The organism is Actinoplanes italicus (assembly GCF_003001815.1).
Classification (GTDB): domain Bacteria; phylum Actinomycetota; class Actinomycetes; order Mycobacteriales; family Micromonosporaceae; genus Actinoplanes; species Actinoplanes italicus.
Genome location: NZ_PVMZ01000045.1, coordinates 1 through 22,570, shown reverse-complemented (window position 1 = coordinate 22,570; position 22,570 = coordinate 1). Strand labels below are relative to the sequence as shown.

Genomic DNA, 22,570 nt, shown 5'->3' with positions numbered 1-22,570 from the left:
CAGGCCGATGCCCGCAGTGACGCCGCACGAGGTGACGATAGGCATCATCACGGCCCTTCCCGTCGAGGGCGCCGCCGTGCTGCGGGTACTGGAGGACGCCACCTCGTTCAGCCATCCCCAGGACCAGAACGGCTATCACGTCGGCCAGGTGCCCAGCGGGACCCCGGGCCGGTCGCACAGCGTGGCCGTCCTGATGATGCCGCGGGACGGGACACGGCTTGCGGCCACCTGCTGCGCCAACATGCTCCGAACGTTCCCGAACATCCAGACGGTGATCATGGTCGGGATCGCCGGCGGCATCCCGCGGCCGGAACAGCCGGAACGGCACGTACGGCTGGGTGACATCGTGGTGGCCACCGACGGCATCGTCGACTACGGCCACATCCGCGAGACCGACACCGGCCCGGTGCTGCGCGGCCGGCAGGGCAGCGGCCTGCTCACACCACGGCTGCTGCACGCGGCCACCCTGCTCCGGGTCGGCGAGCGCGGCGGTAACCGGCCGTGGGAGACGATGCTCGGCAAGGCCCTGCCCCGGGAGTTCGCGCGGCCCGCGCCCGGAACCGACATCCTGCGGGTCGGGGAGCGCACCGTCACCCATCCCCCGCGCCCGGAGCCGGCTCCGGCCGGTGACATGCCCCGGGTCCACTACGGCGCCATCGGCTCGGCCGACGTGCTGATGAAGAGCGAGCAGCGGCGTGACGCCCTGGCCGCCCAGTACTCGGACATATTCGCCGTCGAGATGGAGGGCTCGGGGATCGCCGCCGCCACCGCCGCCTGCGGCCGGACGTGGTTCATGGTCCGCGGGGTGGCCGACTACGCGGCGACCGGGAAGAACGACGTGTGGCACGCCTACGCCTCGTACGCCGCGGCTGTCTGGACCAGGGCGCTGCTCGCGGTCACCCCTCCGCTCGCCGAACCGCAGGCGATGGTCACCGAGGCCGCCCTGCCGCTGGTCGACCAGGGCCGGGAGACCGAGGTGGTGGCGCTGCTGAACCGGGTCCCGCACGACACCGACCTGCGGGCTGTCTGGGCCGCGACGGTACCCGACTATCCGGAGCCGGACCCGTCCCTGTTCACCAGCGCTCCGGCCGTCTACCACTACCTGGCCCGGCTGAACGCACGGCCGGACGTTCCCCATCCCGCGTTCCGCTTCGCCGACCGGCTCGGTCACGCCCTGTCCGGGGAGCACGGGCGCGCGCTGCGGGACTGGGCCGCCCGGCAGGCCGGGCCGGCGACAGAGCCCGTCCGGGCCGCTCCCGGCCCCGCCGACGCGCACGACGGCAAGGTCCGCCCGTCGCTGACCCTGCAGATCACGGTGGACGGGCTGGACCGGGACCTGTGCCGGATCACCCCGTTCCTCCAGGCGGCGTCCGGCTCGTGGCAGCCCGCACCCGGTCCGGGTGAGCCGGTCGTCACCACGGTGGACGGCCTCGCGCGGGAGACCGCGAAGCTGGTGGCCGAGGCGGAGATGAGGTGGCAGGGCGTCGCCGACCGGGCCGACATCGAGTTCATGCTGCCCACGGGCCTGCTGAACATGGCGGTGCAGTGGTTCTCCGGCCCGGAGATCCTGGACGAGGCTCGGCCGCTCTGCATGGAGTACTCGGTCTCGCTGCGCAGCCTCGAGCGGATGCGTGAGCTCCGGATCCACCGGGCATGGTCGCACCGGTGGAGACAGCTGGACCGGAAACCGTTCAGCGGGCGGGTGCTCTGGGGCCGGGGCTCCGCGGAGCCGGACGACATGGGTGACTGGCGCCGGGAACTGGACGGGGACACGTCATACCTCGTCGTGGTCCTCAGCGGGCCGCCGGGAACCGAGACGGGCGACGCGGAGTTGCGAGCCGCGCTTCGCGCCGGGGTGCCGATCGTGCTCTGGGACCAGCGTGCGCCCCGCCCGGAGGACGGCACCGCGGGGCTGCGGCGGCTCAGCGCCGAACCCGCCCGGCTGCCGGAGAGCACAAGGATGGCCCGTATCGAGGCCGACCGGGCACCCGTGGACGGGCCACCGCACTTCGGCCGTACCGTCGCCCTGCTCTGGGACGACGCGGACCGCCGCATCTCCGATCAGGGGGCCGCCGGATGACCACACCCTCCGCCGATGGCCGGCCGGTGCCCGCCCTGGCCGATCACGCGGCGCTCACGGAAGCGTTGCACCGGTTCACCCCGCACGTCTCGACCCTGTCCGTCGTCGTCGACGACAGCCCGTCGATGGAGGTGTGGACACCGACCGTCCACGCTTTCCAGGACCTCGTCGCCTCGGTCTTCGACACCGTCGACATCCAGTTACTCGGGTCGTTCCGGGAGCCGCGCGGGCGGGCGAGCACCCCGGCGGGACAGCTGATCATGGTGATCAGTGACGGGCTGGCCGGGTTCTGGGCACACAGTTCGGCCGATCAGCTGCTGCACGGCTGGGGCACCCGGGTCCCGGTGGCCATCGTCGACCCGTACCCCGAGGATCTGTGGTATCGCTCGTTGCTCGCACCGCGAAAGGTGCAGCTGTCCGCGCCGCGGATCATGTCGCCGAACGCGGAACTGCGGATCCGTGAGCCGTCGGAGTGGATGAGCCCGTTCGACGACCCGGTCCGGCCGACCGCGGTCGTGGTGCCCCTGCTCGAGATGGATGCCCGGTGGCTGGCCCGATGGGCGGCGCTGGTGGCCGAGTCGGCACCGGGCTGGCTCAACGCGGTGGCGCACATCGCCGACCCCGACCGCCCTCACGAGCGGGCCGACCGTACCGATCCACCCGAATCGGCGCCGGCCGAGACCAGCGCGGACCGGCTGGTCGCCGACTTCCGCAACGAGTCCTCGGCGTCCGCCTTCCGGCTGGCCACCCTGATCGCCTCCGCGCCGCCCCGCGCGGACCTGGAGACGCTGCGCATCGTGCAGGGGGTTCTGCTGCCCGGTTCGCGGCCGCTGCACCTGGCCGAGGTGGTGACCAGTCCGCTGCTGGTGACCGGTGCCGGTGGCGGGCCGACGTTCCGGCCGGGGGTCCGCGAGGAACTGCTGTCCCACACCGCGCACGACGACACCCTCCGGGTGATCGAGGTGGTCGCGGCCCACTTCGGCAACCAGTTCCCGCGCGCCGGTTCCCTCGTGCGGACGCTGCGCGCCCCGGACGACCACCCGATGCCGCGGGTGACGGCGAGCACGCTGGAGGAGTATCAGTTCGAGCTCACCGTCCTGAGGGCTCTGGCCGGTCCGTACCAGTCGCGTGCGGATCGTCTTCAGGCCGAACTGGCCGCGGCCGGCGCCGTGGCCACCACACCGCCGTCGTCCCGGACCACCACGTCCCCGCTCTACGCCGGTCCGCATCTGCTGGTCGGCGAGGGCGCCAGCCTGGAGGATCTCAACGATCTGCTCCAGCCGGACGCCGAGTCGGCGGTCTGGGTGAACCTGCCGCCCCAGAACACCGACTTCACGGGGCGGGAGGACCTGCTCGACATCCTCGACTTCCGGCTGCGGCATGACCGGGTCGCCGCGGTGCTCTCCCATTCGCTGCACGGCATGGGTGGCGTCGGGAAGTCACAGATCGCGGTCGAGTACGCCTACCGCCATCTCAACCACTACGACGTCATCTGGTTCGTACCGTCCGAGCAGGAGAGCCAGATCCAGCGTTCGCTGATGGAGCTGGGCGAGCACCTCGGTCTCCAGGCCGATGCCGAGGCGGGCACAGCCACCCAGCACGTCCAGGCGGTTCTGGACGCTCTGGCCGCGGGCGCTCCCTACTCCAACTGGCTGCTGATCTTCGACAACGCCGAAAGCATCGAGGTCGTCGAGCGGTTCGTTCCGCACGGGGGAACCGGGAAGGTCCTGGTGACCTCGCGGAACCGGGAGTGGCGCGAGAACTCGGAGACCCTGGAGATCGACGTCTTCAGCCGCGACGAGAGCATCGCCCTGCTTCGCAAGCGCAACCCGGATCTGTCCGTCGAGGACGCCGACCGGCTGGCCGCCATCCTCGACGACCTGCCGCTGGCGATCGCCCAGGCCGCGACCTGGCGAGCGACCACGCCGATGCCGATCGGCGACTACTACCGGCTGCTCACCGCGAAACGGGCGGAGCTGGCCGGGCGGGAACAGGACCCGCACTACGAGATAGCGGTGGCGACGGCGTGGACGGTCGCCCTGGAACACCTCGGCGAGGTCAATCCCGGCGCCCTCCAGCTGCTCCAGGCCTGCTCGTTCATGGCGCCGGAGCCGATCTCCCAGGACATCTTCCTGGCCGCGCGCAACGTCGCGTTCGCCGACGAGATGAACCGCATGCTCCAGAACCCGACGCTGCTCAACCGCGCGATCCAGGAGATCGAACAGTACGGTCTGGCCCGCATCGACTACCGGGAGAAGACCATCACCGTCCAGTTGCACCGGCTGGTCCGCGAGGTCGTGGTGGACCAGCTGAGCCCGGAGGACCGCAGCCGGATGCAGCATGTCGCTCACCTGCTGCTCGCCGGCGGCAACCCCGGTGATCCCGGCAACGCGGCACAACGTTCCCGGTACCACGCGCTGCTCCCCCACCTGCTGGCCTCCGACCAGGTCGCCTGTGAGGACGCCTGGGCCCGTCAGCTGGTTCTGGACGTCATCGAATTCCTGTACTTCCTGGGCGACCACGACGGGTGCCGCAGCCTCGCGAGCCAGGCTGTCGGCCGGTGGACGACCATGCTCGGTCCCGACGACCCCCAGGTGCTCAAGGCCGCCCGCTGGCTCGCGTTCCTTCTGCGGATCTTCGGCGAGTTCACCGAGGCGGCCCGGATCAACGCCGACTGCCTGGAACGGCTGCGTGCCATCAACGGGACGGAGGACGAGGAGACACTGGACGCGATGAGCCTGGTGGCGGCCGATCGCCGGGCGGCCGGCGACTTCCCCGGCGCACTCCGGCTCGACCGGGAGGCGTACGAGATCTCCAAGCGGGTCTTCGGGCCGAACTCACCGAACACCCTCATCATGGCTCACGGCCTCGGGGTCAGCCTCCGTCTCATGGGTGACTTCCCGGGTGCCATGGCCGTCGACATGGACACGGTCCGCCGCCGCATCAAGGTCCTCGGTCCCCGGCACAACCTGACGTTGCTGACCCAGAACGGCCTCACCCTGGACATCCGGGAGCGGGGCGACTACATCGAGGCGAACCGGCAGCAGGAGCGGCTCTACGAGCGGATCCAGGGTGTCCTCAACCCGCGGCACCCGCAGACGCTGATGGCCGCGCGGAACCTGGCCGTCTCGCTGCGACGGGCCGGCAAGCACGACAACGCCCGCAAACTGGCGCTGGACACCCTGAACGAACTACGCCGCAGGTCCGACAACGACACTCCGGAGTCCATCGCCTGCGCCCTCAACTACGCCGTCGACCTGCGCGAGAACGACGAGCTCGACGCATCGCGCCGGCTGGCGGAGAGCACCTGGCAGAAGTACCGGCAGACCCTCGGTGACGCGCACCCGTACACCATGTACGCCCGTACCAACCTGGGCATCGTGCTCCGCCTGCTCGGTCAGCACGATCTGGCCCTGGAGCACAACCAGGCGGCGTTCGACGGGCTGCGCGAGCTGCTGGGCACCCGGCACGTGCTCACCCTGACCTGTGCGACGAACCTGGCCAGCGACTGGGCGGCCCGCGGCGAGCACCAGCGGGCCTACGACCTGGACGCCGACACCCTGCGCCGGTCCCGGGAACTGCTCGGCAGCGAACACCCGTCCACACTGGCCGCCGCCCTCAACCTCGCCTTCGACCTGCGGGCGCTGGGCCGTACCGACGAGGGGGACCGGCTGTTCGGCGAGGTGGTCGACGCGTACCGGCGGGTGCTCGGCGGCGGGCATCCGGCGATCACCGCGGCGCAGGCGGGCATGCGGGCCAACTGCGACGTCGACCCGATGCCGCTCTGAGGGGTGCTACTTGACGGCCCCGGCCGTCAAACCAGCCTGGATCTGCCGCTGGAAGACCGCGTACACGATGATCATCGGGATGATGCTGAGGGTCAGCGCGGCGAACAGCGTCGACCACTCGGCGTGGTAGCCGGCCTGCGTCGAGATGTTCGCGATGCCCTGGGTGAGCACCCACTTCTCCTCGGCGCCCTGCCCCTGCATGATCACCAGCGGCAACAGGTACTGGTTCCACTGCCCGACGATGTTGAAGATCGTGATGCTGACCAGGCCGGACTTCGCCATCGGCATCATGATCTGGAAGAACTTCCGGGTGTGTGACGCGCCGTCCACGGTCGCCGCCTCGTCGATCTCGTGCGGCAGCGTCTTGAAGAAGGCGGCCAGGAAGAAGACGGTGAACGGCAGCGAGTAGGCGATATAAACCAGGATCAGCCCGATGTACGAGTTGAGCAGTCCCATGTTCCGGAGGATGTAGTACAGCGGCCCGAGTGCCATGAACGTCGGGAACGCCAGGCCGGAGACGAACAGGTAGTACAGGATCCGGTTGCCGAAGAACCGGTACCGGGCCAGCACGTACGCGGCCATCGATCCGAACAGCATGGTGCCGGCGGTGCTGAACAGCACCACGAACACGCTGTTGAGGAAGTACCGCCCGATGTGCGCCTGGTCCCACGCGGAGAAGTAGGTGTCCAGCGAGAACGAGGACGGCAGAGCGAACGGCTCGCCAAGGAAGATCTCGGTGTTGCTCTTGAAGGACGCCAGCAGCACCCAGAGCAGCGGGCCGGCGGTGACCAGCGCCCAGAAGACCAGGGCGATGTGCGCCAGGCTGTTGAACGCCTTGATCTCGCGGTGCTTCTTCGCGGTCTGCGGCGCGACGGCCGTCTTCGCCGGTGGGGTCGCGGTGAGGTTGCTCATGTCCAGCCTCTCAGACGGCGTCACGGCGCGTGACCCGCAGGGTCAGCGCGGCGAAGGTCAGGGTCAGGAAGAACAGCACCACGCCGAGCGCGGAGGCGTAACCGACCTGGGAGTACTCGAAGGTGTTGCGGTAGATCATCATGGCCAGCACCGAGGTCGCGCCGTCCGGGCCGCCGCGGTCCACGGTCATGATGTTGATCAGGGCGAACGCGTCGAACGCGGCGATGCCGAGGTAGACCCAGCCGGTCTGGATGGTGTTCCACAGCAGCGGCAGGGTGATCTTGAAGAACAGGGTGATCCGGGAGGCACCGTCGAGTGCCGCGGCCTCGTAGATCTCCTCGCCGATCGAGCCCATGCCGGCCGAGAAGAGCACCACGTAGAAGCCGACCGCCTGCCAGACCAGCACGACCAGGATGCAGGTCAGCGCCCAGCGTTCGTCGGCCAGGAACAGCCACGGTGACCAGGAGTCCGGGAACAGGCCGTTGAGCATGCCGCTCTTGTCGGAGGCGAAGACCCGGCCGAAGATCACCGCGACGATGGCGAGCGCCATGAGCTGCGGGAAGAAGAAGATCACCCGGTAGAACTTGGAGCCCCAGACCCCGCGGGTGACGCCGCCCTTGGACCCGCCTCCGACGTTCAGCAGGAACGCGAAGACCAGAGCCAGCGCGATCGTGACGATCGGCAGCAGGAGAAGGAGGTATCCGTTGTGACGCAACGACTTCCAGAACAACTCGTCGTTCCAGAGTTTGACGAAGTTGTCGGCGCCGACGAACTTGATGGCCCCGAATCCGGACCAGCTCGTCATCGACAGCTGGAAGGTCTGGATGTACGCCGCCACCACGAAGGTGGCGTAGAGCGCCACCGGCACGGCAAGAAAACCGATGATGAAGGGGTACTTACCGTGCCGCATGGCGCTCTACCTGTCCTCTGACTACTTAGCTACGGGTCTGCTTCTGGACCGAGGAGTCCTTGGCGATGGCCTGGGAGGCAGCCTCCATCCGGTCGCAGAACTTCTGCGCGTCGCCGCCCTTGAACATCAGGTCGTTGACCGCGCTCAGCGACTCGTCGTTGAGCTTCTTGTACCAGGTGTCGAACAGGTAGCCCATGAAGAGGTCCTTGCCGGCCTTGGTGATCGCCTCGTTGGCGCTCGTCAGGCCGGGGGACAGCGTGAGACCTTCGGCGGCGCCGGCCACCACGGTCAGGGACTTGGTGAGGTTGGTGAACTCCTTCGCGGCTTCCTTGGACAGCATGACCCGCAGGTACTCCATGCCGCCACGGGGGTTCTTGCCCTTCGACGAGGCGAAGTAGATCTCACCGGCCGCGGCGTTCAGGGCGGGCGCCGGGAGCTGGTCCGACGTCGTCACGCTCGGGTACGCGGCAACCGCGTACTCGAATCCGGGCGGGGTGTCCTTGGCCTGCTCGTTCTCCAGCCAGGAACCGCACGGGTAGAAGGCGACCTTGTCCTGGTTCTGACGCAGCTGGACCTCGGTGTGCTTGAGGCCGAGGAACGACTTGTCCAGGTACTTGTTGCCGATCTCGCCCCAGGCCTTGGCGGCCTCGAGCACGGCCGGGGCCGTCCACGCGCCCGGCTTGAGGTTGTCGATGTCCTTCAGCGCCTGCTCGGTGCCGATCTTGGCGGCGCTGGTCAGCAGGGCGCGGACCATGTAGTACGCCGCGTTGTTGCCGGCGTAGCCGAACGGGACGATGCCCGCGGCCTTGATCTTGTCGCAGAGCGCGGTGAACTCGGCCCAGGTGGTCGGGACGGTCCAGTTGTTCTTCGTGAACAGCGCCTTGTTGTACCAGAGGCCGAAGACGGTGTACGAGTAGTTCACCGCGTACGGCTTGCCGCTGTAGGAGCCCTGCTCGACGGCGCCCGGGACGAGCGTCTCGGCCACGGTCTTGCCCGCGATGTCGAAGGACGGCGCGGCGAACAGGTCGGTGAGGTCCTGCGCCTGGCCGGCGGCGACGATCGCGCCGAAGTCCATCATCTTGGCGCCGGAGTTGTTGATCATGTCGGGCGCGTCGCCGGCGTTGAGCCGCGGCTGCACGACCGTCGAGATCTCCTGGGTGGCCGAGTACTTGACCTCGGACTCCGGCCACTTCTTCTTGTAGATCGGGGTGTCGACGTCGGTGGCGTACTTGGTGCCGAGACCACCGTCGAAGATCACGATCTCGACCGGCGCCTTCGGGTCGATGCCGAGCGGGTTGTCCGCCGACTTCTCACCGGTGGCCTGCTTGGCCGGCTCCTCGGAACCGCCGCCGACGCAGGCGCTCAGCATGCCCACCGCCGGGATCGCCGCCAGGCCGACCGCGCCGGCACGACGCAGCAGGCTACGACGGTCCAGCTCAGAATTCGTTATTTGAGACATCGATGTCCTTTCGGGTTAACCCTTGACGGCGCCGGCCGTCAATCCGGTGGCGATGTTGCGCTGGATCAGGAGGAAGAAGACCACCACCGGAATGGAGGTGATGATCGCGCCGGCCATGAGGGGGCCCCAGGCCGTACCGCGCTCGGTCTGGTTGTACAGCAGCCAGGCCATGAGGTTCTGGTGCTTCGGGTCGTTCATCGTGTTGATGATGATGAACTCGTTCCAGGCCTGGATGAATCCGTAGACCGACGTGGCGACGAGGCCGGGGCCGGTGAGCGGCAGGATGATCCGCCAGAACACCTGGAACCGGGTGCAGCCGTCGATCATGGCGGCCTCGTCCAGCTCCCGCGGGATGCCGGAGATGAAGCCACGCAGCGTCCACACCGTGTACGGAAGCAGCAGGACCACGTAGATCAGGGTCACACCGAGGAGGCTGTCCCCGATCAGGTTGATCCCGGTGCCCTCTTCCGCCTGCTGCAACATCAGGAAGAGCGGGATCAGCAGCGCGAGGAACGGCACCAGCTGCACGGCGAGGATGACCATGATGATGGCCTTGCGCCCGTAGAAGCTGAACCGGGCGATCGCGAGTGCCCCGAGGAAGCCCACGACCAGCGCCGCCGCGACCGACATCGCGGTGATGATCAGTCCGTTGATCATGCTCGGGATGAACAGTTCCTCCCCGAGCGCCGACTTGAAGTTGTCCAGCGTGAAGTCGTTCGGGAAGAAGGTGGGCGTGAAGCTGCGGACCTCGGAGTCCGGCTTGAACGCCGTGTTCAGCACCCAGTACACCGGGAAGATCATGACCAGGCCGAACAGGATGCCGGTGCCGTTCGCGAAGAACGTACCGGCACGGCTACGCCCGACGGTGATGACGCCCTCGTCGTGCTTCGCCATCAGTCCACCTCCCCGATCTTGAACATCTGGCGGATGTAGAAGATCATCACGCCGAGCATCAGCAGCACGGTGATCACCGCGATGGCCGAGCCGTAGCTGTAGTTGGACCGTCCGAAGGCCTGCGTGTACGAGAACGTCGCCAGGGTCTGGTAGACCGGCTCCGGGTGCCCGTCACGCAGCGCCCAGTTCTGGGTGAAGAGGCCGAAGTTCCAGATCACCGACAGCGTCGTGACGATCATCAGGAGCGGCTTCAGGATCGGCAGGGTGATGTTGCGCAACGCCTGCCAGGGCGAGGCGCCGTCCACCGTCGCGGCCTCGAGCAGCTCCTTGGGCACCTGGGTGAGACCGGCGCTCAGCGAGATCGCCAGGAACGGGATGCCGGCCCACACCACCAGCGTGGTGATCACCGCCCAGCCCTCCCACGGGTTCACGAACCAGCTGTGGGTCGCGTAGTCGAAGCCGAGCTCGGTGAGCACGTAGTTGAGGACACCGAAGTCGGAGTCGGTGATCCAGCGGAACGACTGCGCGGCGACGAGCTGGGGCAGCGCCCAGACGAACATCATCGCGACCATCATGAAGATCCGGACCTTGGCGTGCACCCGGCGCATCAGCAGCGCGATGCCGAGGCCGACCAGCACCGACAGGGTCACCGAGACGACGGTGAAGGCGGCGGTACGTCCCACGACGCCCCAGAAGACACCGTCGGTCAGGGCCTTCGTGTACTGGTCGAAGCCGACCCACGGCGGCGTCGCGCCGGAGAACAGTTCTCGCAACCGCATGTTCTGGAACGACAGGACGATCATGCGGTAGAGCGGGTAGGCCAGCATCGCGATCAGGATCACGAGCGTGGGCAGGGAGAGCAGCCACGCCACCCGGGAGTCGCGCTGGCTGCGAATGCGGACCCGGCGGGACACGTGCCGCGGCGGCGGTGCCTGCGGCGCCTCTGCCGGGGTCTGCCGGGAGTCGACGGCGTGCATCAAAGATCCTCTTCCACCGTGAGGAGTGGTGTGCCGCCCGCCCGGCAGAAGGACGGGCGGGCGGCACGGGTCATCAGGCCTCGTTGAGCGTCGCGGCGATCTGCTCGTCAGCCCACTTGGCGCCGTCGGCGACCGTCTTCTTGCCGGTCAGGATGTCGGTCAGCATGGTCTGCAGGATGCTGGCCTTCTCCACGTCGGCCCACTTCTCGGCGTTCGGCGGGAACCAGCTGTTCTTCGCGGAGAGCGCGGCCGGCGCGATCTTCGGGTTGTCAGCGGCGGCCTTGTCCAGCAGGGCGGTCGAGTTCGGCAGCGCGCTGGCCTTGACCAGGCCCTCCATCGACTTGGAGTCGGTGAAGTACTTGACCCACTGAGCGGCGAGCTCCTTGTTGCCGCTCTTGGCGGTCACACCGAGGTTCGAGCCACCGAGGAACGAGGGGATCTCCGGCAGCGGAGCGGCGGCCAGCTTGCCCTTGACCTTGGTCGGAACCAGCGGGGAGTTCGGGTCGTTCGGGTCCTTGCGGACCTCCTCGGCCACACCCTGCTCCCAGGCGTTGCCGTAGAAGATGCCGCCCGAGCCCTGCGAGAAGATGCCGGCCTGCTCGTTCTCGTTCTTGGTGACGTCAGCCTTCGAGTACTTCTTGGTCAGGTCGACCCACTTCTGCAGGCCCTCGACCGACTGCGGGCTGGAGAGCTGGCCCACCCACTTGTCGCCGTCCTTCTTCGCGATCTCGCCACCGGTCGACTTGACCCAGGACATCGCGGCGTACCAGTACTGGCCCGGCATGTAGACGGCGCTGAACTTCTTGTCGGCCGCGTTGCCGGCCTGGAGCTTGTCCGCGGCGGCGAGCAGGTCGGCGTAGGTCTTCGGCGCCTCGGCGATACCGGCCTTCTGGAACAGGTCGGTGCGGTAGATCATGACGCGCGCACCGGCGTAGTAGGGCACGCAGTAGACCTTGCCCTCGGACTCGCAGGCGCCGGAGAGGCCGGACAGCCAGGTGCCGGAGTTCTCGAAGTCACCCTTGTTCAGCTCGGCGAAGCCGCCGGAGAAGACGTACTTGGAGAACTCGGTGTTGCCGAGCTCGACCACGTCCGGCACGTCCGAGCCGGCCAGCGTCGCGTCCAGCTTGGTGAGGTGGTTGGCCCACTGCTGGTACTCGACGTTGACCTTGGCGCCGGTGGCCGCCTCGAACCGGGCGGAGGCGTCGTCGACGACACCCTTCCAGGCGCTCTCGGCGTCGACCATGAGCCAGACCTTGATGGTCTTGCCGGCGCCGTCGACCTTGCCGGTGGCCGAGGTCGCGCCGTCGTCGCTGGAGCCGCCGCCGCAGGCCGCCACACCCAGCATCGACGCGGCGACTGCCGCGGCGAGTGCGATCTTGCGCTTCACTGTTCCTCCCGAGGGGATTTCATTCGTAAAAAGGGTTCAGCTGTCTTTCGCGGCCTTGTGCCCGTGCACCGCTTGAGCGGTGCGCTGGAACGCGGCGTGCGAACGTTCGTGTGTTCGTTGCGCGACGGCGACGTACAGCAGGTCGAGAACGACCAGCTGGGGGTGCCGTGCGCTGAGCGCGTCCGGCCGGAAGGTCGTCGCCTGGGTTGCGGTGAGCAGGACGATGTCCGCCAACTCGGCCAGCGGGGATCGGGGGAAGCTGGTGAGCGCGATAGTGGTGGCGCCCCGGCTGTTCGCTTCCGCGAGCAGCTCGATCGTCTCGCCGGTCTCGCCACTGTGCGAGATACCGAGCGCGACGTCGCCGGGCCTCGACAGCGCGGCGCTGGCCAGACCGTTGTGCACGTCGGTCCAGGCCCACACCGGGATGCCGATGCGGTGCAGACTGAACTGCATCTCCTCGCCGACCAGCGCGCTTCCGCTGGCGCCGAAGATGTTCACCCGCGGCGCGACGGCGATCGCCCCCGCGGCCCGCTCCACCTCGCCCAGGTCCAGCAGCGTGGCGGTGTCGTGCATGGCCCTGGTGTCGGCGGCCATGATCTGGCCGAGCACGCGCTCCAGGGGGTCTTCGGGCTGGATCTCGCGGCCGATGTCCACGGTCCAGCCGGCCGAGCGTGCCCGGCCGGTCTCCGACGCGATGCCGAGCCGGAGATCCGCGTACCCGTCGAAGCCGACCGCCCGGCAGAACCGGGTGATCGTCGCCGGTGAGGTCCCGCTGCGCTCGGCCAGTTCGACGATGGTGGCCCGGGAGGCCGCCGCCGGGTCGGCGAGCACCTGCTCGGCGACCCGCTGCAACGCCCCGGTGAAGTCCGGCAGCAGCGTCCTGACCCGAGCGAGCACCCCGTCGGCGGGTGAGTGGTTCACGCCGTTCGTGATGATTCGCTCGCTCCCGTGGTCGTTCCCGTTACGGGCGGCGCCGCGAACCAGCGAGTCGGCGGTCGCGCTCCACGCGATGCCGTCCATCTCCGGCTCAGCCATCGGACACCCTTTCAGGAAGGACTGTTTACTGTCGCGGTAAAAGTTCTTACTAACGCCCCCCTGCTGTCAAGACTGTGAAGGATGTTTTCAGAACCGTTACCGGCCAGCGCGAATGAACTGATGTTTCGGAGCAGCCGGATGACATCCATCGATCCCCAAATGGCCGATTCGACGTGACCGCCATCACATGCCCGATTTAGGACTGTTTTCGACCCACCCGTTGAGTGGGCTCGGCATGGCCTTTCGGCCAGCGCGACATAGCCCTTTCGGCCCATCTCCGTGACGCGGCGAAACCTCGTCGTTACTCAGGAAACAAGATCAAAAAAATTTCCGGTACGGCGTACGCGCTGGTCGCACCTCGATTGAGGTGCCACACCTCATCCGAATGGCCGGAATTCTTACCTTTGGTCAGTGCTCGCACCGCTCCGTGGAAGCATCAGGTGACCGCTTCGCAAATCAGGAGAAAAGGGCATGCGACTGCTTCCCGTATTGATCAGCGCGGCCGTCGCCGGCAGCATCGCGAGCGCCACCCCGGCCCATGCCGGGGTCACCTTCGACTTCCACACCAACACCGGATTCGCCGACGCGGAAGACGTGCGGCAGGGCCTCGGCTGGGATGCCGCGAAGCTGCGGACGGAGGCCCCGAAACTCACGTTCAAGCACAACACCCGCGTCACCGAGACCTGGTCGGTCACCTGCGACGACGGTCGCCCCTTCGAGGCGGAGCGCATCGAGCAGTCGATGACGGAGTTCCTGGTCGCCGCGGTCACCTACCGCCCGGGCGGGACCGAGGTCGCCGGGTTCCGGATCACCGGCTCCGACATGGGGATGTCCAGCACCATGGCGCCGTTCCTGCCCGACGTGACCTGCCCCGAGAGCGACCACGGCAAGACGATCCGCTCGTCACGGCAGCTGGCGACCACCACGACGCGGTATCTGCTCGCCGAGGCCGGGACGACGTCCGCCTCGCTCGCCGAGCTCCGGACCGGCCCGGAGGTCGGGGAATGATCAGGCACCTCGCCCTCGCCACCGCGGCGGCCGTCGCCGGTGGCGTCCTGGCCCCGTCCGCCGCCTCCGCGGACGTCCGGTTCGACCCGGCCACCAACACCGGTTTCGTCGACGCCGAGGACGTCCGGAAGGCGTTCGGCTGGAACGAGGAGACGCTGGCACGCAACGCTCCCGAGGTCCGCTTCACGCACCATGTCGGCAAGGAGGCGATCTTCTCCGTGCTCTGCGACGGGGAGGTACGGGCGGGTGTCAGCCACAATCCGGGCAGCACCAGCGCCGGTCTCATCCCGGTCGTCACGGTCGATCTCGGTACCGCCGATCTCAGCGGCTTCCGCCTCACCGGCGCCGGCAGCGGAGCTTCCAGCATGAACGTGGTGCCGGAGCCCGGGCACCCCTGCCCGACGGAGGGCGGAGGGGTGATCCGGCGGGCCACCTACGTCCACACGATGATCACCGAGGCACTCTCCGCGGAGTTCCGCGATGTGCAGGTCTACCTCACGCAGAAGCGGACCGTCAGCAAGTCACCGCCCCCGGCCGACCGATCACGGTGAGTTCCCTTTCGGGGAGGAAACACCGTAACGTTGTGTAGTCGATTCCCTGCTTCCGCCGAACCTCGCCGGGCCGAACTAATATTGCCCCTCGGCCATAGGCAAGGAGATCCCGGGTGCAGTTCGACGTCATGCGCTTTCCCTCGTACGCGTTCGATCCCGCGACGGGGGTGGCGACGTTCGACTACCTGCTGGACGGGCCCGAGCCGTTGCGGTTCACCGAGACGATCACGCTGCCCGTGCCGGCCGATCCGACGGTGCCCGAGGCGTTGACCAGGGTGCTCGACCTGTTGCACGTGGTGGCCGGGGTGAGCTACTTCAAGGTCGGCGCGCCGGCCCGGGTGGTCGCGCCGAAACCGGTGCCCGCCGAGGCGGCCGCCCTCTTCACCGCCGTCTACACCAAGGGCATGGCGGAGTACGCGTATCGCAATCAGCTTCCCCACGTGCTGGAACTCACCGTCGAGACGCCCGGCCTCGTTCCCTCCGCCGAGCACACCGGCACCCTCGCGGGCCGGCCGCTCTCCGCCGTCGGCGGCGGCAAGGACTCCATCGTCACGCTGGAGATCCTGCGTGCCGCCGGGCTCGACCCGGTGCCGTTCTCGGTCAACCCGAACCCGGTCATCGAGAACGTGAACACCGCCTCCGGCCTGCCCGCCCTGGCCGCGCGACGCAAGCTCGACCCGCGGCTCTTCGAACTCAACAGGGCCGGCGCCCTGAACGGGCACATCCCGGTCACCGCGATCAACTCGCTGATCGCGATCGCGACCGCGGTCTGGCACGGACTCGGTCCGGTGGTGATGTCCAACGAACGGTCCGCCTCCGACCCGAACCTGGTGTGGAACGGTCACGAGGTCAACCACCAGTGGTCCAAGGGCGTCGAGGCCGAGGGCCTGCTGCGGGACGCGGTCGCGGCGTACGCGGGGCTGACCGACCCCTACTTCTCGCTGCTGCGCACGCTGTCCGAGCTGCACATCGCGCAGCTCTTTGCCGGTCACACTGCGTACGATGACGTCGTCACCAGCTGTAACAGAGCGTTCAAGCTTCACGACCCGACGGCCCGCTGGTGCGGCGACTGCCCGAAGTGCCGTTTCGTCTTCCTGGCGATGGCCCCGCACATGCCCCGCGAGCGGCTCGCGCACATCTTCGGCCACGACCTGTTCGCCGACCCTGCCCAGACACCCGGCTTCCTGGAGCTGCTCGGCGTCGACGCGCACAAGCCGTTCGAGTGCGTCGGCGAGGCCGAGGAGTGCCTGGTCGCCCTCTCCCTGCTGACCGACGACGCCCCGGTGCTGGTCGCCCTGCGCGCCGCGGTCCCCGACTCGGCGTGGGCCGACGCCTCGCACTCCAACGTCTTCACCCCCGGCGGGCCGCACCACATCCCGGCCGCCTACCGCAAGCTGCTCAACGAGGCGGTCGCCTGACGCGCGTCAGGCGCGGGCGCGCTGATGTGCGCCCACCCGCCGCAGAAGGTCCTTGAAGGCCGCGTAGGCCTCCACGCCCACCGCGGAGGCGGCGCGCTCCTCGATGCCGGCCACGATCGCGTCGGAGCGCTCCATCTGGTCCAGTCCGAGCGCCGTCGGCACGATGAGCTTGGCGCGCCGGTCGCTCGGATCCGGGTGGCGCTCCACGTACCCGAGGACCTCCAGCTCGTCGATGAGCTTGCCGACGACCTGTTTGTGCTGGCCGGACTGGCGGGCCAGGTCGGTGGCGCGGCTGCCCTCGGCGTCCAGGTAGGCCAGCACCGCACCGTGCTGGGCGCGCAGGCCCGGGTGTCCCTGATCGGCGAGCATGGCGAAGAGCTCGTCCTGGATCGAGAACAGCAGCTGACCGGCGAGCACGCCGAGGTCGGGATCCTGCTGCTTGCGTTCGCTGCGCCGCATATAGTCACCTCTGTTGACTATCATTTTCGGTGACTATACCATTCGCCGGCATGGACAACGTGCACGGCAGCACCGACGACGCGTACGCCGAGGTCCGCGAGGTGTTCGCGAAGACGCAGGTCCGGGACGCGGCCGCCCAGCTCGCGGTCTGGGCCGGCGGACGGCTCGTCGTCGATCTGTGGACCACCGACGCCGGTGGAGGTGACACCCTGACCGGTGTCTACTCCGCCACCAAGGGCGCCACGCACCTGGTCGTCGCCCGGCTCGTCCAGGAGGGTGCGCTCGAACTCGACCGTCGGGTCACCGCGTGGTGGCCCGAGTTCGCCGGCGACGGCAAGGACGACCTGACCCTTCGCGACCTCCTCGCCCACCGCAGCGGCCTGATCGGCGTCGACGACGGCTTCGGTTCCGCCGAGCTCGACGACGACCGCGTGCTGGCCGACCGTCTGCTGCGGCAGAGCCCGTACTGGCGGCCCGGCCGGGCGTACGGTTACCACGCCTTCGTGATCGGCGCCCTGCTCTCCGCCGTTGTGGTGCGCGCGACCGGGCGTACCGTCCAGGAGCTCTTCCCGGTCTTGATCAAGACGCCTTATGGAGTCGACGTCCACCTCGGAGCTCCCAACGAGTCCCGCTACCTCCCGGTGCTGCCCGCACCGGTCCAGGCACCCGCCGCGCCCCTGCCGCCGAGCCCCCTCGCCGTCGCCTTCAACCTGCATGCCACTCCGCCCACCGACCTGGTCGCCTGGATCAACCGGCCGTCGGCCCGGGCGCTCGGCCAGTCCTCGGCCGGCGGGGTGGCGAACGCCCGAGGGCTGGCCCGCATGTACGCCGTCACCATGTGGGGCGCCGACGGCCGGGAACCGCTGCTCACCCCGGACACCATGACGTCGTTCGCCACACTCACGTCGCGCGGCCGCGACCGTGTCACCGGCGAGAGTCGGCACTTCGGGCTCGGCTTCGAGAACCAGCACCTGCGCTACCCCGGGCTCACCGCCACCGCCTTCGGCCACAGCGGCGCCGCGGGCAGTCACGCCTTCGCCGACCCCATGACCGGGATCGCCTACGCCTACACCCGCCGCCGCTACGGCCATCCGGGCGGCGCGGCCCCCGAGAACGCCGACCTGATCAGCGCCGTCCTCCGCGCCACCTGACCCGGACACCGCCCCCGCCGGCGACGGCCTGTCTCACGCACGGCCGAGCCCGCCGGCCGTAGACCGCCACACCTGCCTCACGCACGGTCGTAGAACCACACCGCCTCACGCACCGCCGGCGGACTCGGGTACGGCGTAGCCGGGAACAGACGGCCAGCGGACGGTCAGGACCACCGACTCCTCGGCGGCGAACCAGGAGTGGTCCACGCCGCGTGGCCAGACGACGTAGTCGCCCTGCTTGTCGAGAACCACCGTGCGGCCGGGGAACTCCATGTGGAAGCAGCCACTGATCAAGACCAGCAATGCGGTACGCGCCTCGCCGCGAACCCACTCGGCCCGCCGGTCGCCCCGTGGGTGCCGGCCCCACTTGATCTCCACATCGGCGCTGTGCCGGGGGTCGCCCTCCGGCTTGAAGTGCCCGAGCAGCCACCCACGGTCGGCCAGCGCGTCCGGGTCGGCGTTCCCCACGTAGATCTCGTCTGCCACGGCCCCGAACGCTACCGTCCGCCCCTCCCACTTCAGCGCCGCGCCCCGCGCCACACCCCGTGGTGACCTACGGTCCACCCACGGGCACAGATCACCACACAAACCGCTGCCCAACCGCACGCGCTGAGCCCGCAACGGACCATCACCGGCGGTTCAGGACGGATCGCCTGCGTAGGGCGGAACCACGGGACTGTGCGGGTTCGGCGAGGCCGATGCGCCCTCGTACCGCAAAGGGAGAAGAACCACCGGCCGACCGGAACCGGCAGCTTGGTCGAACCGTGACGCCATGCGAACCAGGAGGGCCGGACGCACCGTAAGGCCTCGCGGACGGAGCGTTACTCCGGCGGGTCGTGGTGGATGCGGGCGGCCGGGACACCCAGCTGCTGGAGGGCCGCGCTCGTACTCGCGATCATCAACGGCGGTCCGGCCAGGTAGATCTCGTGACGGCTCCACTCGCCGTAGGCGGCGACCGCGTCGGTGACCAGGCCGCCCGGGTAGGGGCCCGGATCGCCCTCGGCGACGACCGGGATGACCGTGGCCCGGGGCGCCGCCGCGGCCAGGGCGTTGAGGTCGTCGATGTCATACAGCTCGCTGAGATCGCGTACGCCCCAGAAGAGGACGGCCTGGCGGGTGTCGGCGGTGGCGGCGAGTTCGGCGAGCATCGCCTTCATCGGGGCCACGCCGGTGTCGCCGGCGATCATGAGGATGCCGCGGCCGCGTTCGGCGGGGAGGGTCATGGCGCCTTCGGGCCGGGTCACGCGGATGCGGTCGCCGGGGCGGGTGTGGTGGACCAGGGTGCCGCTGACGCCGGTCTCGGTCTTGGCGCGGACGTGCAGCTCGATGAGGTCGTCACGGTGCGGGGCACCGGCCGGCGAATACGGCCGCCAGACGCCGGGGACCGCGGTGACCTCGAAGCGGGCGTACTGGCCGGGGCGGTACGGCATGGGCAGGAACGGCCGGAGCCGGAGCACCGCGAGGTCGTTTCGCCGCAGGTCGTGCTCGACGACCTCGGTGTCCCAGACGGTCGGTTGGTATCCGGTGAGCGTGCCGCCGTGCACGATCCACTCGTAGGTGTGCTGCCACGTCCAGCGCCACGCCTGGTCGAAGTCCTGCCGCCACGCGCCCGGGGCCATGCCGGCGCGCATCGCCTCGGCCAGGGCCGCACCGACGACGTGCAGCTGGTTCCACTGGATGCCGCACTCGGCCAGGGCCCCACCGAGCTGGGAGCAGCCGCTGACCAGCAGCGGCGGGTTCTCCATGTGGTGGACCAGCCAGGTGATGGCGTCGGCCAGGCGGGCGCGCTGGGCGGCCGGGTCGCCGGGCAGCGACTCGAGCAGCGCCGGCCGGGCCTGGTGCAGCGCCTGCCACAGGCGGCCGGCCACCTCGCCGGGGCCGCCGGCGAACGTCAGACTGGTGCTGAGCAGCCGCTGAGTGTCGCGGAGAGCCTGGTCGTCGGCCGGATCCATGCCGTCGCGGGACGGGCCGGAGCCGGTCGGCTGCAGGCGCGGGATCGACGGGTACGCCTGGGCGGGCGGGAACTCGGTGCCGGGCGCGCCGATCGGCCGGGCGGCGGCGAGGGGCGGGATGTTCGGCACCGGTGTCGCCGGGCCGGACGGGTTGATCCCGCCGACCGGTGGGATCGACGAGCGGGACGCCCGTGGCTGCATGCCGGCGCGCCCCAGGGTGGCCCCCGGGTCACCACGCCAGAGCAGGCCAGGGTCGGCGTGCCGGGTCTTCTCCGGGTCGGAGGACCGTCCGCTGGCCGAAAAGTACGGCGTCTCGGTCTCCTCGGACTGGTCGTCGTCCTCGGGCTTCCGTTTACGCGCCGCTATCTCGGAGAGGGCCGCCGCGGCGTCGGCCGCACCGGCGCCGGCCGCCTCGGGAGCGTTCTGCCGTAGCCGGATCGCGCGCAGCAGGGAAAGCAGATGCGGATCCGACCCCTGTCCCGAACCAGACGACACCGACACCTCCCGGTTCATTCGACAGCAACCCTACCCGCAACCGCAGGACGGCACGCCGCGAATAATGCCGTTGTGCCAGCACTGATCATCACCGACCCGGACGATCCGCGGATCGGTGACTACCGCGCCCTCACCGACGTCGAACTGCGTACCCGATGGGAGCCGCCGAACGGACTGTTCATCGCCGAGGGTGAACTGGTCATCGGGAGGGCGCTGCGGGCCGGATACACGATGCGGTCGGCGCTGGTCGACGAGAAACGGGTGGACCAGCTGACCGGTCTGCCGCCGGACGCACCGCTGTACACCGCTCCCCCGGCCGTGCTCGAGTCGATCACCGGCTTCCACGTGCACCGCGGCATTCTCGCGTCGTTCCATCGCCGCGACCTGCCCGACATGTCCGAGATGCTGAGCAAAGCGCGCACCATCGCCGTTCTGGAGGGACTCAACACCCACACCAACCTCGGAGCGTTGTTCCGGAGCGCGGCCGCCCTCGGCATCGATGCGGTGGTGCTGTCGCCGAACTGCGCCGACCCGCTCTACCGCCGGGCCGTGCGGGTCAGCATGGGCGAGGTGTTCGCCATCCCGTACGCGAAGTCGGAGGACTGGCCGGGGACACTCCAGGCGATCCGCGACGCCGGATTCACACTGCTCGCCATGACACCGGCGCCGGACGCTGTCGCCATCCAGGACCTGAGCCCTGAGCAGCGGGAACGGCCCGCGCTGATGCTCGGCGCCGAAGGCCCGGGGCTGACCGCGGCAGCGCTGCGGGCAGCCGATGTACGGGTCGTCATCCCGATGCACAACGACGTCGACTCGCTGAATGTCGCCACCGCCGCGGCGGTGGCCTTCTACGAGCTGACCCGCTAGCTGCGCGGAACCAGACGGCCGCCGGTCCAGGCCAGGCCCATCCCGGCGGCCAGCAGCAGCAACGCGCCGACGGTCGGTACCGGCTGCGCCATCGTCGTGCCGGCGCCGATCGCGAGGGCCGCGAGCATCAGCAGCACCCCGTCGGCCGGGTTGACCAGCTTCGACCGGAAGACCGCCCAGCCGAGCAGCAGCAGGCCGGATGCCGAGATCACCACCGCGCCGGTGTACAGGTCGTCGATGTGCCCGGCGGCCAGCGGGGCGTTCGCCAGCACGGTGTCCTCGGACAGGCCGGTCATGCCCACGAGCAGGACGGCGCCGGCGAGGGTGACGAGCAGGCCGGCCAGCGCGCACCGCCGGGTCCGTGAACCGGCGAGCAGGCCGGCCAGCGCGATCAGGGCGATCAGGGCCAGCCAGCCGGCGAGCAGGCCGATGCCGAGCGGGCCGGGCAGGCCGTGGGCGCCGAGGGTCAGCCAGCCGTACAGGACGGCCGACGCCGGCAGAGCCCAGAGGGCGAGTCTCGCGTACCTCCGTACCGACCAGATCCAGATCGCGTCCCGGACCGGCAGAAGATGGCCGTCCGTGTCCGCCTGGGCCGGGGCGCCGACCCAGGCGGGCGCGACCCGCAGTGGCCGTCCGCTCGCCGTCTGGCGTTGGCTGATGCTCATGGCTCCGCCTCGTTAGCAGGGGCAACAAGCCGAGCGGCCGGGGGCACCGGTCGGGAATCCTGCTGGGAAGCATGCCAAATATTGGCGGTGGAGTGCGGCCGATCTCACAAACTCAGCGTTTCTCCACCTGCGCCCGCCCAGAGTAATTGGCACCGCCGAGCGCCGCCGTCGGAGGAATGACGTCCGGCGCGGGGAGGCCAGGTTTTCCGCCGGTCGCCTCCGCCTCGGCCTGCCGTACCTCGGCGTCCACCCGCTGCGCCTCGGCCGCCGCCGCTTCGGCAGCGGCCGCCGCCTCCCGCTCGACGGCGCCGGAGTCGACATCCGAGCGGGGCTGGTCGCCGACCATGTTGCCGAGACCACCGAGCGCGCCGCCGAGACCCTCGAGGGCCTTGGTCAGCTCGGTCGGCAGGATCCACACCTTGTTGGCGGTGCCGTTGGCGATCTGCGGCAGCGACTGGAGGTACTGATAGGCGAGCACCTTCTGTGACGGGTTGGCCTGGTGGATCGCGTCGAAGACGGTGCGGATCGCCTTGGCCTGTCCCTCGGCCTGCAGGATCCGGGC

Annotated in this window: 18 protein-coding genes and 1 pseudogene; 7 read left to right on the top strand and 12 right to left on the bottom strand. The window is 69.3% G+C overall.

Translation table 11 applies throughout. The annotated features are described in order from the left end of the window. Positions 1 to 7: 7 nt before the first annotated feature. Together CLV67_RS50185 and fxsT are read left to right on the top strand one after the other, a co-directional pair. Positions 8 to 2,080, top strand: a complete 2,073-nt coding sequence (locus CLV67_RS50185) for a VMAP-C domain-containing protein (protein ID WP_106331096.1) — start codon at positions 8 to 10, stop codon at positions 2,078 to 2,080. Further along, entirely contained in the window at positions 2,077 to 5,868 is a 3,792-nt protein-coding gene (fxsT, locus tag CLV67_RS50180; RefSeq protein ID WP_106331095.1) for an FxSxx-COOH system tetratricopeptide repeat protein, read from the top strand. The genes CLV67_RS50185 and fxsT overlap by 4 nt, the downstream gene beginning before the upstream one ends. A 6-nt stretch (positions 5,869 to 5,874) precedes the next feature. Here the strand turns inward: fxsT and CLV67_RS50175 are convergent, their stop codons facing one another. From CLV67_RS50175 to CLV67_RS50145, 7 genes are all read right to left on the bottom strand, one after another. Then, entirely contained in the window at positions 5,875 to 6,780 is a 906-nt protein-coding gene (locus CLV67_RS50175) for a carbohydrate ABC transporter permease (protein WP_106331094.1), read from the bottom strand. Between the two features lie 10 nt (positions 6,781 to 6,790). Further along, complete coding sequence (locus CLV67_RS50170) at positions 6,791 to 7,690, bottom strand: carbohydrate ABC transporter permease (protein WP_106331093.1); 900 nt, start codon at positions 7,688 to 7,690, stop codon at positions 6,791 to 6,793. A 25-nt stretch (positions 7,691 to 7,715) separates the two neighbouring features. Beyond that, entirely contained in the window at positions 7,716 to 9,149 is a 1,434-nt protein-coding gene (gene ngcE / locus CLV67_RS50165) for an N-acetylglucosamine/diacetylchitobiose ABC transporter substrate-binding protein (RefSeq protein ID WP_106331092.1), read from the bottom strand. Positions 9,150 to 9,164: 15 nt separating this feature from the next. Then, positions 9,165 to 10,043 (bottom strand): carbohydrate ABC transporter permease, encoded by an 879-nt coding sequence (locus CLV67_RS50160; RefSeq protein WP_106331091.1) that lies wholly within the window; start codon positions 10,041 to 10,043, stop codon positions 9,165 to 9,167. Further along, positions 10,043 to 11,020 (bottom strand): carbohydrate ABC transporter permease, encoded by a 978-nt coding sequence (locus CLV67_RS50155; protein ID WP_106331090.1) that lies wholly within the window; start codon positions 11,018 to 11,020, stop codon positions 10,043 to 10,045. Before CLV67_RS50155 ends, CLV67_RS50160 begins: the two co-directional genes overlap by 1 nt. Positions 11,021 to 11,093: 73 nt before the next feature. Further along, positions 11,094 to 12,407, bottom strand: a complete 1,314-nt coding sequence (locus CLV67_RS50150; protein ID WP_106331089.1) for an extracellular solute-binding protein — start codon at positions 12,405 to 12,407, stop codon at positions 11,094 to 11,096. A gap of 36 nt (positions 12,408 to 12,443) precedes the next feature. Then, positions 12,444 to 13,442 carry a MurR/RpiR family transcriptional regulator gene (locus tag CLV67_RS50145; RefSeq protein ID WP_106331088.1) on the bottom strand — a complete coding sequence of 333 codons (999 nt, stop codon included), beginning with the start codon at positions 13,440 to 13,442 and terminating at the stop codon, positions 12,444 to 12,446. 471 nt (positions 13,443 to 13,913) lie between these two features. On the opposite strand from CLV67_RS50145, the gene CLV67_RS50140 reads away from it, so the two are divergent. From CLV67_RS50140 to CLV67_RS50130, 3 genes are all read left to right on the top strand, one after another. Further along, a complete protein-coding gene (locus tag CLV67_RS50140; RefSeq protein WP_146169654.1) occupies positions 13,914 to 14,450 on the top strand; it encodes a hypothetical protein in 537 nt (178 codons plus the stop codon). Then, entirely contained in the window at positions 14,447 to 15,001 is a 555-nt protein-coding gene (locus CLV67_RS50135; protein ID WP_106331086.1) for a hypothetical protein, read from the top strand. Before CLV67_RS50140 ends, CLV67_RS50135 begins: the two co-directional genes overlap by 4 nt. Positions 15,002 to 15,114: 113 nt before the next feature. Further along, positions 15,115 to 16,419 (top strand): MurL-like N-terminal domain-containing, encoded by a 1,305-nt coding sequence (locus CLV67_RS50130; RefSeq protein ID WP_487246607.1) that lies wholly within the window; start codon positions 15,115 to 15,117, stop codon positions 16,417 to 16,419. A gap of 6 nt (positions 16,420 to 16,425) precedes the next feature. On the opposite strand, the gene CLV67_RS54530 is transcribed toward CLV67_RS50130, so the two are convergent. Then, a complete protein-coding gene (locus CLV67_RS54530) occupies positions 16,426 to 16,878 on the bottom strand; it encodes a MarR family winged helix-turn-helix transcriptional regulator (RefSeq protein ID WP_106331085.1) in 453 nt (150 codons plus the stop codon). Positions 16,879 to 16,907: 29 nt separating this feature from the next. Here CLV67_RS54530 and CLV67_RS50120 point away from each other — a divergent pair, with 29 nt between their 5' ends. Next, the gene (locus CLV67_RS50120) at positions 16,908 to 18,029 is read left to right on the top strand and encodes a serine hydrolase domain-containing protein (RefSeq protein WP_249037999.1); all 1,122 of its coding nucleotides are present in this window, start codon (positions 16,908 to 16,910) and stop codon (positions 18,027 to 18,029) included. Positions 18,030 to 18,134: 105 nt separating this feature from the next. Here the strand turns inward: CLV67_RS50120 and CLV67_RS50115 are convergent, their stop codons facing one another. Further along, entirely contained in the window at positions 18,135 to 18,515 is a 381-nt protein-coding gene (locus CLV67_RS50115; RefSeq protein WP_106331101.1) for a cupin domain-containing protein, read from the bottom strand. Positions 18,516 to 18,850: 335 nt separating this feature from the next. Beyond that, positions 18,851 to 20,494, bottom strand: coding sequence for an FAD-binding oxidoreductase (locus tag CLV67_RS50110; protein WP_106331083.1), 1,644 nt, complete (start codon positions 20,492 to 20,494; stop codon positions 18,851 to 18,853). Positions 20,495 to 20,548: 54 nt separating this feature from the next. On the opposite strand from CLV67_RS50110, the gene CLV67_RS50105 reads away from it, so the two are divergent. Continuing rightward, a complete protein-coding gene (locus tag CLV67_RS50105) occupies positions 20,549 to 21,343 on the top strand; it encodes a TrmH family RNA methyltransferase (RefSeq protein ID WP_106331082.1) in 795 nt (264 codons plus the stop codon). Here CLV67_RS50105 and CLV67_RS50100 read toward each other — a convergent pair. Then, complete coding sequence (locus CLV67_RS50100) at positions 21,340 to 22,008, bottom strand: hypothetical protein (RefSeq protein ID WP_106331081.1); 669 nt, start codon at positions 22,006 to 22,008, stop codon at positions 21,340 to 21,342. The genes CLV67_RS50105 and CLV67_RS50100 overlap by 4 nt on opposite strands. 112 nt (positions 22,009 to 22,120) lie before the next feature. After that, positions 22,121 to 22,570 (bottom strand): annotated as a pseudogene (locus CLV67_RS50095) (SPFH domain-containing protein); the annotation flags it as partial.